We start from the raw sequence: 14,326 nt of genomic DNA, 5'->3' as shown, positions 1-14,326 counted from the left end.
CATGGAACCCGAACCGCTTGCGCCGCACCGCGTGCGCCTGTCGTTCAGCAAGCAGGGCTGGAGCGACGTCGTGTTCGTGCATTGGCCTTGCGCGGCAGGCGACATCGCGGCGCTGCTGCCGCCGCGCACCAGGCCCGACCTGTTCGACGGCACCGCCTGGGTCGGCGTGGTCGGCCTGGTGATGTCGGTGCGCAGCCCGTTCCGGACCCGGTTCACCGAGCTCAACGTGCGGACCTTCGCCGTCGACGAGCGCGGCCGCCGCGGGCTCGTGTTCTTCTCCCTGGAGGCGTCGCATCCGGCTTTCGTCCGCGTGGCCAGAGCGGTCGGCCGCCTGCCGTACCGGTCGGCGACGGTCGAATGCTCGAAGACGGCGACCGAAACCGCCTACCGAGTCGAACGATCCGGCGTCGGCCTGGAGCTGCGCGTCCGGCGTGGCGGCCGGATCGCGCCGACCGGCGCGGACCGGTTCCTCACCGAGCGCTGGCGGATGTTCTCGACCTGGCACCGCTGGCCCATCGAGATCCCGGTGGCGCACGAGCCCTGGGCCCTGGATTCCGCGGAACTGCTGGACTTCACGGACACCGGGCTGCTCGCCGAGTTCGGGCTGGCCCCGCCGAGCCGGCCCGTCGTCCGGTTCGCGTCCAGAGTGGACGCCCGGTTCGGCCTGCCCGCGCCGTTGTGACGCGACACGGCGGGCCCGGCTCCGAGTGGAGCGCGGGCCCGCCGGTTCAGGGGAAAAGCCGCTCAGTCGATCAATTGCCGCCGACGTTGAGGTCGATGCAGGCGTAGAAGGCGTTCGCCGTGTCGGCGACGTTCCAGACCGCCAGCACCTTCTGCTTGCCGCTGACGCCGCCGAGGTCGACGGTGTGCGACAGCTGCGACGGCGGCTGCTGGCCGCCCTGGTCGAACACGGCGACGCGGTTGCCGCCGATGAAGTACTCCCAGGTCGAGGTGCGGTGCGCGGCGGTGAGCGTCCAGTTGAAGGTCACGGAGTTGCCGACCGGCGTCGCGGTCCAGCCCTTGCCGTCGTCGTCGAGCTCCGCGAAGCCCTCGTTGCCACCGCTGCAGCTCTGCAGGCCCTTCGGCCCCTCGACGCTCTGCGGCTCGTACTTGATGGCGCCGCACGGGACGGTTCCCTGGGCGCACTGGGCCTGCCGGCTCGGCGGCGAGTTGACGTAGCCGTGGGCGCTGGCGGTGCTGGTCGGGATCGCGACCAGGGCGGGGGCGAGCGCCGCGCCGACGATGGCTGCGGCGAGTTTCGGCTTCTTGTTCATCTCAGCTCCTTCGGGGGAAACCGCCAGGTCAGATGGGTGGTGCCGGACCGGCGGTGCTGGGTGGAACTTGGCCGAGGAAGGGAGAGGGGACTCCGACGACCACCGGCCCCGGCGGGTCGGACCCCGCGTTGAGCCGATGGTCTGGACCATAAGTTTCGGACATTGCGGCGGTCAAGATTTGCCCGGTCCGCTTTTTTCCCAGGACGTTTGCCAGTTTTCACCTATCGTTCATGAAACGGACCCGGGATCACGTGTGTCCAAATAGGACTAATACGCCCTGTTGTGTCGGGTTCTCGCCGCGTTTTCGGGTGCCGGTCCGCGTGGTGGGACGATCGGTGCCGTCGTTGACATCCGGTGTCGGGCCGCTCGACGATTGCCCGGTGATGATCACGTTCACCCGCCGCCGGCACGTCGACCTGCGTCGCGTGGCGAGCCAGGCGTGTCGCCGGTGATGCCGCGCAACGCGGCGCATCGAGCTTTCCAGTCCGAATAGGACATTCCAATTCCGGATCTTTTCCCGGGTTGCCGTCGGTGACCCACCTGGAGGTGCGTGGACGTGCAGTTGGGCATCCTGAGTCTGGGCAGCACGGAGCCGGACCCGCTGACCGGCGAAACGCGGTCGGCCACCGAACACTTCGACGACGTCGTGCGCCTGGCCGAGTTCGCCGAGCAGCTGGGCCTGGACTACTTCGGCTTCGGCGAACATCACGCGGGCCGGACGGTGGCCACGGCGCCGCCGGTGGTGCTCGCCGCGATCGCGGCCCGGACCAGCCGGATCCGGCTGATCACCACGGTCACGCTGCTGAGCACCCTCGATCCGCTGCGGGTGGCCGAGGACTACGCGACGCTCGACCACCTGTCGCACGGCCGCCTCGAACTGATCGTGGGCAAGGGTAATTCCGCCGATCCCTACACCATGTTCGGCTACGACCGCGCGCACCAGTGGGACCTCCAGGCCGAGCACTACGAGCTGCTGCACCGGCTTTGGCGCGAGGAGGACGTCACGTTCACCGGGCGGTTCCGCAGCCCGATTGAGGGCGTCACCAGCCTGCCGAGACCGCTGCAGACCCCGCCGCCGGTCTGGCACGGCGTCGCCACCAGCCAGGCCTCGCCGGATCTCGCCGCCCGCTACGGCGACCCGATCTTCGTGGCCAACGCGATCCAGCCGATGGAGAACTACGGGAAGCTGGTCGACCACTACCGGGAGCGCTGGGCCGCCTACGGCCACGACCCGGCGCGGGCCAGGGTGGGCTCCGGCGGGCTGCTGTTCGTGGGCAAAACCTCCCAGCAGGCAAGGGAAACCCTGCGCCCGTACTACGAGGCTCAGTGGACCGACCGCGACCCCACCCGGGATCGCGGCGGGGTCGGCGACGAGCCGGCCGGGCAGACGCTGGAGAGCAACATCGCCGGCGGCGGGCTGTTCGCCGGTAGCCCCCAGGAGATCGTGGACAAGGTCGGCACCTACCGGGAGCGGTTCGGCCACGACCTGATGATCTTCGGCCCGCAGATCGGCGGCATGCCCTACGAGCTCGTCGCCGACTCCCTCGACCTGTTCGCCGCGGAGGTGGCACCGCACCTGCGATCCCTTTGACCCGCGAGCCGCGGCTCGTGGCGGAGAGCACAACGAACTCGGCGGCTCCGGAGCTCGACTTCCGCGCCGGTGCTGTGTTCGACTGCCGGGAGTTTTCGTGCGGCGAAGGGCGGTGTGGTGAACGCTCGTGTCGCGCTCTACATCGGCGGGTTGCTAGGACCGTTCGGTGGCGGCGTGGTCTCCGCCATGCTGCCGGAGCTCAGCCACGGATTCGGCGTTTCGCAGGGCATCGCGGCGACGTCGCTGACGGTTTACCTGCTGCCGTTCGCGATCGTCATGCTGGTCTCCGGCAGCCTCGGCGAGCGGTGGGGCATGAGCCGCAGCATCCGCGTCGCCTATGCCGGCTACGCGGCCGTGGCGTTGCTGGCCGCGGTCGCGCCGTGGTTCTGGCTCTTCCAGACCAGCCGCGCGTTGCAGGGCATCGCGAACGCGTTCACCACGCCGCTGCTGCTGGCCAAACTCGCCGCCGTCACGCCGAAGGAGCGCCTCGGGCGGGCCTTGGGCACCTACGGCGCGATGCAGGCGATCGGGCAGACGTCGGCGCCGCTGGTCGGCGGGCTCGCGGCGGAAGGCGCCTGGCAGTGGGCCTTCGTCGGCCTCGCCGCGATCGCCGCGGCGCTGGCGATCAGCCCGCTGCCGGCCGACTCGCGGGACGGCGCGGCGCAGCGTCCCGCCGCGCTGCGGGACGCCTGGCGGAAATCCGTGCTGCTGACCGGCGGCGTCGCCTTCGTCGCCTGGGCCTGCCTGGCGGGGCTGCCGTTCCTGGTCTCGTTCCGGCTGGACGACGCTTTCGCGTTGAGCCCGGGTGCGCGCGGGCTGGTGCTCACCGCCTACGGCGTGGCGGGCGCGGTCGGCGCCCGGTTGACCGGCGGGGCGGTGGACCGGTTCGGCCAGCGCGCCATCGTGTGCGTCGGGCTGCTGTTCGCCGCCCTGGCGGTCGGGGCCGTCGGTCTGGTCTCCTGGCTGCCCGCGGTCGCGGTCGCCTGGGCGGTCGGCGGCGTTTGCGGGCAGCTGATCCTGGTCGGCATCCACGCCACGGTGCTCACCGGCGGGGCCGGCGGGCGCGGCGGGATCATCTCCGTGGTGACCGCGCTGCGGTTCCTCGGGATGTCGGCCGCTCCGGCGGCGTTCACCGGCCTCTACCGGCACGACGCGGCGCTGGGCTTCCTGCTCCCGGCCGCGCTGCTGGTACTGACAATTCCCGTTGTTGCCGTTTGGTGGCCGCGCAAAACGCCCGGTTGACCGATCCCGGTGGCGGCATTTTCCCAGTTTGCGCCGGATCCGTGCCGATCTGGACACCGTGCGTTACCGAATCCGATCACCGTCCGACACCGGACCGCGCCAATTGGTTCACCCAATGGTGATCGTTCGTGTGGCAGGCTTCCTCCTGCTTGAACGACAGTCCCTGCCGGCCGGGCACGGGCGCGGATGTTGTGCGGCGCGGCCGGCGAAAGAGGCGAGAGGACAACGCCCGTGAAGATCGCCCGTTGGAAACCGCTAACCCTGTTATTCAGCGCCGCGTTGGTGGTCGTGCCCACGACCGCCACGCTGGCGGCCCCCGATGCCACGGCGGATTCCGCCGTCGAGGACTACTACCAGGACGCGATCGGCAAGACCGGTCCTGAGCTCAAGACCGCACTGCACGGGATCATCAGCAGCGGCACCGCCACCTTGTCCTACGACCAGGTCTGGGACGCGCTGAAGGTCACCGACGAGGACCCGAACAACAACGCCAACGTGATCCTGCTCTACACCGGCCGTTCGCAGGGCAAGGACACCAACGGCGGCGACGCCGACGACTGGAACCGGGAGCACGTCTGGGCGAAGTCCCACGGCGACTTCGGCACCTCGCCGGGCCCCGGCACCGACGTGCACCACCTGCGCCCGACCGACGTCACCGTGAACTCGGATCGCGGCAACAAGGACTTCGACATGGGCGGCACCGAGTCCGTGGAAGCGCCCGGCAACTTCACCGACGGCGATTCGTGGGAGCCGCGCGACGAGGTCAAGGGCGACGTCGCCCGGATGATCTTCTACATGTCGGTGCGCTACGACGGTGGCGACGGCTTCGCCGACCTTGAGGTCAACGACAACGTCGACAACGGCAGCGCGCCGTTCATCGGCCGCGTGTCGGTGCTGAAGGAGTGGAACCAGCAGGATCCGCCGGACGCCGGCGAGCAGCGCCGCAACCAGCTGATCTTCGACCAGTTCCAGCACAACCGGAACCCGTTCATCGACCACCCCGAGTGGGTCGCCGAGATCTGGTGACGATCCCCAGCTGAGGGGCGCCCTCCGTCGACTCGCTCGGCGGAGGGCGCCCCTCACTCCGTTCCGGGGGCGGCCGCTTCGGACAGGAAGCCGGCGAGGATTTCGTTCAGGCGGGCGGCTTTTCCGGTCGGGAGCGCGTGGTGACTGACGCCGGGTAGCACCGCCGTGCGGACATCGGGCACCACGCGTTCGGCCTGCGCGATCAGGCGATGCGGGTCGTGCGCCTTGCTGTTCTCCGCCGCCAGCACGAGGGTCGGCACGGTCAGGCGCGCCGGATCGGGATTCGGGCTGGTGATCGGCTTCGCCGCCCGGAAATCCGCGCCGCGGGCCTGCAGTTCGAGGCAGGCCGGATCGATACCGCTGCCGCCGGTTTCCCAGCGCAGGAAGTCCCGTGTTCGCCGCGGCGTGGGACGCAGCAACATCGGCAGGGCGCGCAGCAGGTAGCGCGGATTCCAGCGGGTGAAGCACGCCGTGGGGTCGAGCAGCGCGAGGCTGCGCACCCGGGGCGAATGGATGGCGTAGTGCAGGGCGATCCACGCTCCGTAGGAATGCCCGCACAGGTCCGCCGTTTCGACGCCGAGCTGGTCGAGCACCGCATCCAGCCACGCCATCTGGTCGCCGACGCCGGTGACGGCCTCGCCGTCGGCGACGCTGCGCCCCGCCTCGCCGATGAGGTCGATGGCGTAGATCCGGTGCCGCTCGCCGAGGTCGCGGACGTTGGCGAACCAGACCGTCGAGGTGGCGCCGCCGCCGTGCAGGAGCACCAACGGCGTGCCATCCGGTGCGCCGCAGGCGTGCACGCGGGTGGTGCCGTAAGCCGTCGGGACTTCGAGCGCGTCGACCGGGCCCGGCCATTTCGCCAGCACCGCGTCGTAGGCGGCGAAGAAATCATCGGCGCCGCGGGAGGTCCGGAAGGCCATCGTGCACCTCGCTCGTCGAGAATCTCGATGATCGAGAGACTAGCGCCTCCTCAGCCCTGATCGGCGCGCATCGCGGCCAGGACCTCGTCGCACCAGGCCAGCATCGACTCCTCGGTGCGGATGCCGCCCCGCAGCACCAGGTACTGGTGCAGCTGCTGCCCGGAAAGTCGTTGCGGCGCGGGGAAATCTCGCTCCTCGATCGCGCAGTAGACGGCCAGTCGCTCGTCGTGCCCACGGCGGTGGCGGGCGATTTCCTCGACGACCCGCTCGATGTCGCCGAAGGACGCGCCGCGGATCTTCACCGACAGCTCGTTGCGGACGGTCGGCTGGTCCACCGGTTCGGCGAGCCAGCGAGCCAGCTCGGCGGCGCCGGCCTCGCCGACCCGGTAGACCTTCTTGTCCGGGCGCTTGTCCTGCGCGACCTCGTCGCAGGACACCCAGCCCAGCTCGACCATCCGCTTCAGGCTCCGGTAGATCTGCTGGTGGCTGGCCGACCAGAAGAAACCGATGGACTTGTCGAACCGGCGCGCCAGCTCGTACCCGGATCCCGCGCGTTCCTGCAGGGAAACCAGGATGGCGTACTCCAACGACACCGACCGCTCCTCAGCTCAGCCACCAACGCCACGCCGACGATAGTCGGCTCAGCTCGTCGCGCCGATCAGCCCGCCCAACCGCGCCCGGATCAGCTCAGCGGCCTCGCGCACGATGCGCTCCACCAGCTCGCCGACCGCGGGAACGTCGTTGATCAGCCCCTGGACCATGCCGGCGCTCCAGATGCCGAGCTCCGGGTCGCCCTGCTCGTAGACCTGGCGGCCGCGGGCACCGGCGACGAGGTCGCGGACGTCCTCGAAGGCCGCGCCGTCGGCCAGCTTCGCCACCACGGCGCGGCTGACGGTGTTGCTGGCGACTCGCGCGGTGTTGCGCAGCGGCCGGAAGATCAGCTCGGTCTCCAGCTCGCTGGCCTCGGCGATGCGCTTCTTGACCGCGTCGTGGATCGGCGATTCGGCCGTGCACATGAACCGGGTGCCCATGTTGATGCCGTCCGCGCCGAGCGCCAGCGCCGCCACCAGGCCGCGGGCGTCGGCGAAACCGCCGGAGGCGATGATCGGGATGCTGAGCTCGTCGGCGGCGCGCGGGATCAGCACCAGGCCGGGGATGTCGTCCTCGCCGGGGTGACCGGCGCATTCGAAGCCGTCGATGCTGACCGCGTCCACGCCGAGCTGTTGCGCCTTGAGCGCGTGCCGGACGCTGGTGCACTTGTGCAGCACCCGCACCCCGGCGGGCTTGAACGCGGCGACCTGGTCGGCCGGGTTGGATCCGGCGGTCTCGACGATCGTGATGCCGGATTCGATGATCGCCTGCCGGTACTCCGCGTACGGGGGCGGCGTGATGGTGGGCAGGATGGTCAGGTTGACGCCGAAGGGCTTGTCGGTCATCTCGCGGCAGCGCGCGATCTCCTTGACCAGGTCCTCCGGCGTCGGCTGGGTGAGCGCGGTGATCATGCCCAGCGCGCCGGATTCGGCGACCGCCGCGACGAGTTCGGCCCGGCCGACCCACTGCATGCCGCCTTGCACGATGGGGTGTTCGATGCCGAATTCCTCGGTGAACCTGGTTCGAAGCACGTTGCTCATTGCTCGCCTCCCGCTGCGCTGCCGACACGGGCGCCGAGGCGCCCGTGCCGGTCAAGCTACTATGCAACAAGATGCAATGCAACGAGTTGCATAGTCGGCCAGGTCTTTGTCTTGTCTTTGAAGCGGCGCAGCCGCTTAGCCCACCTGAGCAACTCGCACCGCTGCGGGTTCTCAGGGGTCTTCTCGCGAGGACAGCCCCGACGTGGTGAATTGGCATTCATGAGTCGGGGATCCCACAGCGAGAAGGCGCCTGAGATTCCGCTACCCGCACCGCTACTCAAAACGAGCGTGGAAAACTCTTAGAAGGAGATGTAGCCGCCGTCGACCGTGATGGTGTCGGCGGTGTGGAAGGCGCTCGCCGGGCTCGCCAGGTAGACCGCCAGCGCGCTGAAGTCCGAGGGCGCGCCCCAGCGGCCCACCGGCATCCGGGGCAGCACCTTGCGCTGGAACCCCTCGGATTGCAGCGCCGGGTCGGCCAGCGGCGTGCTCACCCAGCCCGGCAGCACTGCGTTGGCCCGGATCCCGTGCCGGGCCAGCTCGATCGCGATCGACTTGATCATCGAGATCAACGCGCCCTTCGACGCGGCGTAGGCCTGGCCGCGCGGCTGCCCCTGCCTGGCCGCCAGGCTTGACGTGCCGACCAGGCTGCCGCCCTCGTCCTGCGCCAGCAGCCGGCGCGCCGCCGCGCGCAGCGTGAGGAACGCGCCGTCGACGTTCACCCGCGTCACGCGGTGGAAATCGCTGAGCTCGGTGTCCACGAAGCGGGTCTTGCCGCCGCCGACACCGGCGTTGGCGAAGCACGAGTCCAGCCGCCCGAACTCCTCGACGGTGCGCGACATCGCCGCCTCGACCTGCTCCTCGTCGCCGACGTCGCAGCGCAGCGCGAGCACCTCGCCGCCGTGCTTCTCCAGCTCCCGGGCCGCCGTCTCGTTGCGCTCGGCGTTGGTGCCCCAGATGCAGACGCCCGCGCCGGCGGCCGCCAGCGCGTCGGCCATCGCCAGGCCGATGCCCGAATTGCCGCCGGTGACCACGGAAACGTGCCCGGTGAGATCGAAGGGGTTGGCGGTGTCGCCCATGTGCGTGCCTCCTAGACGGGATCAGTTCTCGACGGGGGATTCGCCGGCCGAGTGTTCGCGGCGCAGCTGGGTCTTGAGGACCTTCCCGCTGGGGTTGCGCGGCAGTTCGGCGACGACCGCCAGCCGGCGCGGGCGCTTGTAGCCGGCGAGCCGCTGCTTGCACCAGTCCTCGATGTCGGCGAACGTCGGCGGATCGGCCGGGTCGCGCGGCGCGACGACCGCCAGCGGCGTCTCGCCCCACCTCTCGTCCGGCACCCCGATCAGCGCGGTCTCGGCGACCTTGGGGTGCGCGGCGAGCACGTCCTCGACCTCGGCGCAGTAGATGTTCTCGCCGCCGGAGATGATCATGTCCTTCTTCCGGTCGACCACGTAGAGGTAGCCCTCGTCGTCCTGGCGCACCAGGTCGCCGGAGTGGAACCAGCCGCCGTGGAACGCCTCGGCGGTCTCCGCCGGTTTGCCCCAGTACTCCCGCATCACGGTCGGGCCGCGGTAGACGATCTCGCCGACCTCGCCGCGCGGCACGTCGTTCATCTCGTCGTCGACCACCCGGGCCTCGACGTTGAGCATCGGGGTGCCGACGGAGCCGATCTTGCGCAGGGCGTCCTCGCCGCGCAGCATCGTGGTCACCGGGCTGCACTCGGTCTGCCCGAACGATGTGGTGATCTCGGCCTGTGGGAACGTGTCGATCATCTTGCGCAGCAGCGTCGTCGACGCTGGCGCGGCGCCCCAGCTGATCCGCCGCAGCGCCGAGAGGTCGTGGTCGGCGATGTCCGGCAGGTCGCAGATCGCCTGCCACTGCGCGGGCACGAAGAAGCACGACGTGATCCGCTCCCGTGCCAGCATCCGCACCGTTTCGGCCGGGTCGAACCGGCCCGACGCGCTGATCACGATCCGCCCGCCGAGCAGCAGGTACGGCAGCATCCCGGACACCCCGGCGATGTGGAACAGCGGCACGCCCACCAGCCAGACGCGGTTGTCCGCGGTGACGCCGTTGTGCACCAGCGAGCTGAAGCTGTGCATCAGCAGGTTGTGGTGGCTGAGCACGGCGCCCTTGGGGCGGCCGGTGGTCCCGGAGGTGTACATGATGAACGCCGGCGACTGCTCGTCGACGGGGGTCTCGGTGTACTCATCGGACGCCGCCGCGAGCGCCGCGTCGTAGTCCTCGGTGTCCTGTCCCGCGCCGCCGCCGATTGCCAGGCAGACGCGCACGTCGGATGCCTTTTCCCTGGCCTTGGCCATGGTTTCGGCCAGGAACGAGTCGACGATCACGGCGGCGGCTCCGCTGTCGGCGAGCGCGTAGGCGACCTCGTCGGCGACCAGCCGGAAGTTGATCGGCACGCAGATCGCGCCGAGCCGCGCGCAGGCGAGGTAGGACTCGACGATCTCCAGCCCGTTGAGCCCGGCCACCGCGATCCGGTCGCCGGGTTCGATGCCGCGGTCCCGCAGCGCGTTCGCCAGCCGGGTGACCCGCTCGTCGAACTCCCGGTAGCTGCGGCTGACGTCCTGGAAGCGCAGTGCGATCTCGTCGGGGATCTTGCGGGCATGCCGGGCCAGCTGGTCGCCTGCGGTCATGCCTCGGCCGGTCACGGATTGCGCAGCAGCGGACATCGTTACCTCGCCGGTGAGGGTGACGTGACGGGCTCATACTGCGTCGCCGAACGGTGGTGGTCAACCCGGGACGGGCGGCCGGGCCCGCGGAAACGACCGGCGCGCAACGCAGGTCATCCGGCTTTGAAGTCCATTATGGACGTAAAAATAGAACATGTTCAGTTCGCCTCGGTTCGGTTACAGTCGGCGTTGACGGATTCGGCTGCCACCGCACCGCCGGGGTGGAGGGAGAGCACATGGACGTCGACGAGTTCCGCGCGAGGGCGCGCGAGTTCCTGGCCGCCAACGCGCCGGAACCGCTGGGCGACCGCGCGCCGGCCGAGCTGCTCCGGGAGGCCAAGCGGTTCCAGGCGGCCGCCTACGACGCGGGCCTGATGGGCATCACCTGGCCTGCCGAGTTCGGCGGGCAGGGCCGCACCGCCGCCGAGCAGCAGGCCTACAACGAGGAAGCGGCCCACTACGACCTGCCGGGCTCGCCGTTCATGGTCGGGATGGGCATGTGCGGCCCGACGCTGCTGGATCTCGGCACCCCGGAGCAGAAGGCGCGCTACCTGCCGAAGCTGTTGCGCGGCGACGAGATCTGGTGCCAGCTGTTCTCCGAGCCCGGCGCGGGCTCCGACGTGGCCAGCCTGCAGACCCGCGCGGTGCGGGAAGCTGGGGGCACCTCCCGCTCGAGCGAAGCCGAGAGTGGGGGAGAATGGGTGATCAACGGCCAGAAGGTGTGGACCTCGGGCGCGCAGTGGTCGGACTTCGGTGCGCTGCTGGCCCGCACCGACCCGGACGTACCGAAGCACCGCGGCATCACCATGTTCGTCATTGACATGCACGCCCCGGGCGTGACGGTGCGGCCGCTGCAGGACATGACCGGCCGGGCGCCGTTCAACGAGGTCTACTTCGACGACGTGCGCATCCCGGCCGATTCGGTGATCGGCGAGGTCGGCGGCGGCTGGTTGGCGGCGGTCACGATGCTCGGGCACGAGCGGGTGTCGATCGGCGGCACGGTGCGGCGCGGCAGCGACCCGCTGGCCTACGACAACCTGGTGGAGCTCGCCCGCCGCCATGGTCGCGCCGAGGACCCGGTGGTGCGCGGCCGGTTGGCCGAGATCTACGCCCAGGAACGGGCGCTCGGCCTGTTCAACAGCCGGTTGCGGCAGGAGGCGGAAGCCGGATCGCCGCCCGGCGCCCGCGGCTCGGTCTCGAAGCTCGCCGGCGCGCTGCTGCTGTGGCGCGCGGTGGACACCGCCGGGCTCATCGCCGGGGCGGAGCTCGCGGCGTGGGAGCCGGGCGACTCGGCGGCCGAGGAGATGGCGATCGCGATCAACTCGACGCCGGCGTCGAGCATCGCCGGCGGCTCCAACCAGATCCAGCGCAACATCATCGGAGAGCGGATCCTCGGCCTGCCGAAGGAGCCCCAGGTGGACCGCGACGTCCCGTTCCGGGAGCTGAAGGTCGGCACGCAGCGCCCCGCGTGAACCGAACGACCGCCGAAGACTTCCTAGGAGTGTGCAATGCAGCTGGTGTTGACCCGCGAGCAACGAGAACTCCGCTCCGCGGTCCGGAAGTTCCTGGCCGAGCACGCGCCGCCGGCGCGGGTGCGCGAGCTGATCGACGGCGACGGCCACGACGCCGGGCTGTGGCGACGGCTCGCCGGTGAACTCGGTGCGACCGGGCTCGTGGTGCCCGAGGAGCACGGCGGATCCGGCGCCGGGCACGTCGAGCGCGCCGTGGTGCTGGAGGAGCTGGGGCGGGCGCTGGCGCCGGTGCCGTTCCTGGCGTCGGCGGTGCTGGCGACCGATGTGCTGCTGGCGCTCGACGATGCCGAAGCACAGGCGGAACTGCTGCCGCGGCTGGCGGCCGGCGAGCTGATCGGCGCGGTCGCCTGGGACGCGGAGTCGATGCCGGCGGCCACTCGGCGGGACGGCTCGTGGGTGCTGGACGGCCGCGCGCCCCAGGTGATCTCCGGCGACATCGCGGACTTCGTGCTGGTGTACGCCAGGGCCGAGCAGGGCGGTTCGTGGTTCCGGGTCGACGGCGCGGATGGCGTGACGAAGACGCCGCTGCGGACGCTGGATCCGACCCGGCGGATCGCGCGGCTGGACTTCGCCGGCGCCCCGGCGCGCCAGGTGTCCACAAAGGACGCCGATGCCGTGCTCGCGAAGGTGCGGGACGCCGCGGCGGTCGCGCTCGCCGCCGAGCAACTGGGCGGGATGGAGCGGGTCCTGGAACTGACGGTGGAGTACGCCAAGGTCCGGGTGCAGTTCGGTCGCGCCATCGGCTCCTACCAGGCGGTCAAGCACGGCTGCGCGGATATGTACAGCGCCTGGGAACAAGCCCAGTCCGCCGTGCGCTACGCCGCCTGGGCCGCCGACGAGGACAGCGCGCAACTGCCGCTGGCGGCGGCGATGGTGCAGGTGCTCGTGTCACCGGCGTACTTCCAGACGGCGGCCGACACCGTCCAGCTGCACGGCGGCATCGGCTACACCTGGGAGCACGACGCCCACCTGTACTACAAGCGCGCAAAGACCTCGGAGCTGCTCCTCGGCACCCCGGACCAGCAGCGCGCCCGCCTCGCGGGTCTCCTCGCGATCTGATCGGGGGGTGCGTGAACGGCGCTGTTCGTCAAGTAAGTTGACCAAGGGTGCCGGCGTGCGGAGATTGGTGGACGATGGGTGAGCGCTCGTTCGAGCTGAGAACCGTTGCGCTCGCGGCATTCGGGCCGACCCTGCTGTTCTCGACGGGCGAGGGCGCCATCATCCCGATGATCCCGCTCATCGCCGCCGACCAGGGCGCGGATCTGGGAACGCTGGGGCTGATCGCCGCCATGATCATGGTGGGCGAGCTCGTCGGCGACGTGCCCAGCGGCGCGCTGGTGCACCGCCTCGGCGAGCGGCGGGCGATGATCGGCGCCGCGATCGTGTCGGTGCTGGGCCTGCTCGGCTGCTACCTCTCGACGAGTCCGTGGATGCTGGGCGCGTGCGTCTTCCTCGTCGGCCTGTCCACGGCGGTGTTCGCGCTCGCCAGGCACGCGTTCATCACCACGGCCGTGCCGCTGCGCTACCGGGCGCGGGCGTTGAGCGTGCTCGGCGGGGTGTTCCGCGCGGGCTACTTCATCGGCCCCTTCCTCGCGGTGCTGGTGCTGATGGCGACGCCCGACAAGCGGGCGGTCTTCCTGATCCACATCGCGTTCGCCCTCGCCTCGGTGATCCTGCTGCTGTGCACGAAGGACCTCGGCACCGGCGGCGAGAAGGCCACCGGACCCGCGCACCAGGGACTGCTCGGCACGCTGGTGCGCCACCGCGGCGTGCTGGTGCGGATGGGCGCCTGCGCCGCGCTGATCGGCGGGCTGCGGGCGTCCCGGATGGTGGTGCTGCCGTTGGTGGCGGTCGCGGCCGGGCTGCCGCCTTCGACCACCGCGCTGATCATCGGAGTCGCGGGCGGGATCGACTTCGCGCTCTCCTACACGTCGGGTCAGATCATGGATCGCTTCGGCCGGATGTGGGCGGCCGTGCCGTCGATGACCGGCCTGGCCGTCGGGCACCTCGCGCTGTTCGCGGTGGACAACGTGCCGACCTTCGCGGTCGTCGCGGTGTTCCTGGCGCTGGCCAACGGAACCAGCAGCGGAATCCTGATGACGCTCGGCGCGGACCTCGCGCCGCAACCCGGCCCGGCGCCGTTCCTCGGCGCCTGGCGGTTCACCGGCGACTTCGGGCAGGCCGTCGGGCCGGTCACGGTGTCCGGCCTGACCGCGCTGGCCGGCGTCGGGTTCGCCGGGGCGGGCATGGGCGTGCTCGGGCTGCTGGGCGCAGGCCTGCTGCTGCGCTACATCCCCCGCTACGTCCCGCGGGCCCGGGTGAGCGGCTGACCACCGGTGTGCCGGGCCACACTACCCGCCCGGCGGAGTGAGCGGCCGCGCCGCGAGATGATCGAATGGGCGGCAACATCGCTGCCGAGCCAGGGG

Annotated in this window: 14 protein-coding genes; 8 read left to right on the top strand and 6 right to left on the bottom strand. The window is 70.7% G+C overall.

The features are described from left to right. Position 1 precedes the first annotated feature (1 nt). Positions 2 to 682 (top strand): DUF2071 domain-containing protein, encoded by a 681-nt coding sequence (locus AB0I53_RS24070; protein ID WP_358606963.1) that lies wholly within the window; start codon positions 2 to 4, stop codon positions 680 to 682. 70 nt (positions 683 to 752) lie between these two features. Here AB0I53_RS24070 and AB0I53_RS24065 read toward each other — a convergent pair whose 3' ends face one another. Next, positions 753 to 1,274, bottom strand: a complete 522-nt coding sequence (locus AB0I53_RS24065) for a lytic polysaccharide monooxygenase auxiliary activity family 9 protein (protein WP_358606960.1) — start codon at positions 1,272 to 1,274, stop codon at positions 753 to 755. A gap of 230 nt (positions 1,275 to 1,504) precedes the next feature. Here AB0I53_RS24065 and AB0I53_RS24060 point away from each other — a divergent pair, with 230 nt between their 5' ends. The 4 genes from AB0I53_RS24060 (at position 1,505) to AB0I53_RS24045 (ending at position 5,133) form a co-directional block, all read left to right on the top strand. Continuing rightward, positions 1,505 to 1,726 carry a putative leader peptide gene (locus AB0I53_RS24060; protein ID WP_358606957.1) on the top strand — a complete coding sequence of 74 codons (222 nt, stop codon included), beginning with the start codon at positions 1,505 to 1,507 and terminating at the stop codon, positions 1,724 to 1,726. A gap of 98 nt (positions 1,727 to 1,824) precedes the next feature. Further along, positions 1,825 to 2,865, top strand: coding sequence for an LLM class flavin-dependent oxidoreductase (locus tag AB0I53_RS24055; RefSeq protein ID WP_358606954.1), 1,041 nt, complete (start codon positions 1,825 to 1,827; stop codon positions 2,863 to 2,865). A 117-nt stretch (positions 2,866 to 2,982) separates the two neighbouring features. Then, positions 2,983 to 4,107: an MFS transporter gene (locus AB0I53_RS24050; RefSeq protein ID WP_358606951.1), complete on the top strand. Its 1,125-nt coding sequence runs from the start codon at positions 2,983 to 2,985 to the stop codon at positions 4,105 to 4,107. Between the two features lie 231 nt (positions 4,108 to 4,338). Further along, positions 4,339 to 5,133: an endonuclease gene (locus AB0I53_RS24045; RefSeq protein WP_358606948.1), complete on the top strand. Its 795-nt coding sequence runs from the start codon at positions 4,339 to 4,341 to the stop codon at positions 5,131 to 5,133. Between the two features lie 53 nt (positions 5,134 to 5,186). Here AB0I53_RS24045 and AB0I53_RS24040 read toward each other — a convergent pair whose 3' ends face one another. From AB0I53_RS24040 to AB0I53_RS24020, 5 genes are all read right to left on the bottom strand, one after another. Next, positions 5,187 to 6,053, bottom strand: coding sequence for an alpha/beta hydrolase (locus AB0I53_RS24040; RefSeq protein ID WP_358606945.1), 867 nt, complete (start codon positions 6,051 to 6,053; stop codon positions 5,187 to 5,189). Positions 6,054 to 6,103: 50 nt separating this feature from the next. After that, complete coding sequence (locus AB0I53_RS24035; RefSeq protein ID WP_358606942.1) at positions 6,104 to 6,646, bottom strand: PadR family transcriptional regulator; 543 nt, start codon at positions 6,644 to 6,646, stop codon at positions 6,104 to 6,106. 48 nt (positions 6,647 to 6,694) lie between these two features. Further along, positions 6,695 to 7,675: a nitronate monooxygenase gene (locus AB0I53_RS24030; RefSeq protein WP_358607088.1), complete on the bottom strand. Its 981-nt coding sequence runs from the start codon at positions 7,673 to 7,675 to the stop codon at positions 6,695 to 6,697. Positions 7,676 to 7,983: 308 nt separating this feature from the next. Then, positions 7,984 to 8,760, bottom strand: a complete 777-nt coding sequence (locus AB0I53_RS24025; protein ID WP_358606939.1) for an SDR family oxidoreductase — start codon at positions 8,758 to 8,760, stop codon at positions 7,984 to 7,986. Positions 8,761 to 8,781: 21 nt separating this feature from the next. Further along, positions 8,782 to 10,368, bottom strand: coding sequence for a long-chain-fatty-acid--CoA ligase (locus AB0I53_RS24020; RefSeq protein ID WP_358606936.1), 1,587 nt, complete (start codon positions 10,366 to 10,368; stop codon positions 8,782 to 8,784). A gap of 236 nt (positions 10,369 to 10,604) precedes the next feature. Between AB0I53_RS24020 and AB0I53_RS24015 the strand changes: the two genes are divergently transcribed. From AB0I53_RS24015 to AB0I53_RS24005, 3 genes are all read left to right on the top strand, one after another. Next, on the top strand, positions 10,605 to 11,840 hold the full coding sequence (locus tag AB0I53_RS24015; RefSeq protein ID WP_358606933.1) for an acyl-CoA dehydrogenase family protein: 1,236 nt from the start codon (positions 10,605 to 10,607) through the stop codon (positions 11,838 to 11,840). Between the two features lie 36 nt (positions 11,841 to 11,876). Next, on the top strand, positions 11,877 to 12,959 hold the full coding sequence (locus tag AB0I53_RS24010; RefSeq protein WP_358606930.1) for an acyl-CoA dehydrogenase family protein: 1,083 nt from the start codon (positions 11,877 to 11,879) through the stop codon (positions 12,957 to 12,959). A gap of 74 nt (positions 12,960 to 13,033) precedes the next feature. Next, positions 13,034 to 14,230, top strand: coding sequence for an MFS transporter (locus tag AB0I53_RS24005; RefSeq protein ID WP_358606927.1), 1,197 nt, complete (start codon positions 13,034 to 13,036; stop codon positions 14,228 to 14,230). The last annotated feature ends 96 nt before the right edge of the window (positions 14,231 to 14,326 follow it).

Origin of the sequence: Saccharopolyspora sp. NPDC050389 (genome assembly GCF_040655595.1) — a bacterium.
In the GTDB taxonomy this organism is placed as follows: Bacteria; Actinomycetota; Actinomycetes; order Mycobacteriales; family Pseudonocardiaceae; genus Saccharopolyspora.
The sequence above is the reverse complement of the archived record's forward strand: the minus strand, read 5'-3'. Positions and strand labels throughout refer to the sequence as shown.

Coding starts and splice junctions, on each gene's coding strand:
- AB0I53_RS24025 (WP_358606939.1), bottom strand. CDS start 8,760: ATGGGCGACACCGCCAACCCCTTCGATCTCACCGGGCACGTTTCCGTG.
- AB0I53_RS24020 (WP_358606936.1), bottom strand. CDS start 10,368: ATGTCCGCTGCTGCGCAATCCGTGACCGGCCGAGGCATGACCGCAGGC.
- AB0I53_RS24060 (WP_358606957.1), top strand. CDS start 1,505: ATGAAACGGACCCGGGATCACGTGTGTCCAAATAGGACTAATACGCCC.
- AB0I53_RS24010 (WP_358606930.1), top strand. CDS start 11,877: ATGCAGCTGGTGTTGACCCGCGAGCAACGAGAACTCCGCTCCGCGGTC.
- AB0I53_RS24040 (WP_358606945.1), bottom strand. CDS start 6,053: ATGGCCTTCCGGACCTCCCGCGGCGCCGATGATTTCTTCGCCGCCTAC.
- AB0I53_RS24005 (WP_358606927.1), top strand. CDS start 13,034: ATGGGTGAGCGCTCGTTCGAGCTGAGAACCGTTGCGCTCGCGGCATTC.
- AB0I53_RS24065 (WP_358606960.1), bottom strand. CDS start 1,274: ATGAACAAGAAGCCGAAACTCGCCGCAGCCATCGTCGGCGCGGCGCTC.
- AB0I53_RS24015 (WP_358606933.1), top strand. CDS start 10,605: ATGGACGTCGACGAGTTCCGCGCGAGGGCGCGCGAGTTCCTGGCCGCC.
- AB0I53_RS24070 (WP_358606963.1), top strand. CDS start 2: ATGGAACCCGAACCGCTTGCGCCGCACCGCGTGCGCCTGTCGTTCAGC.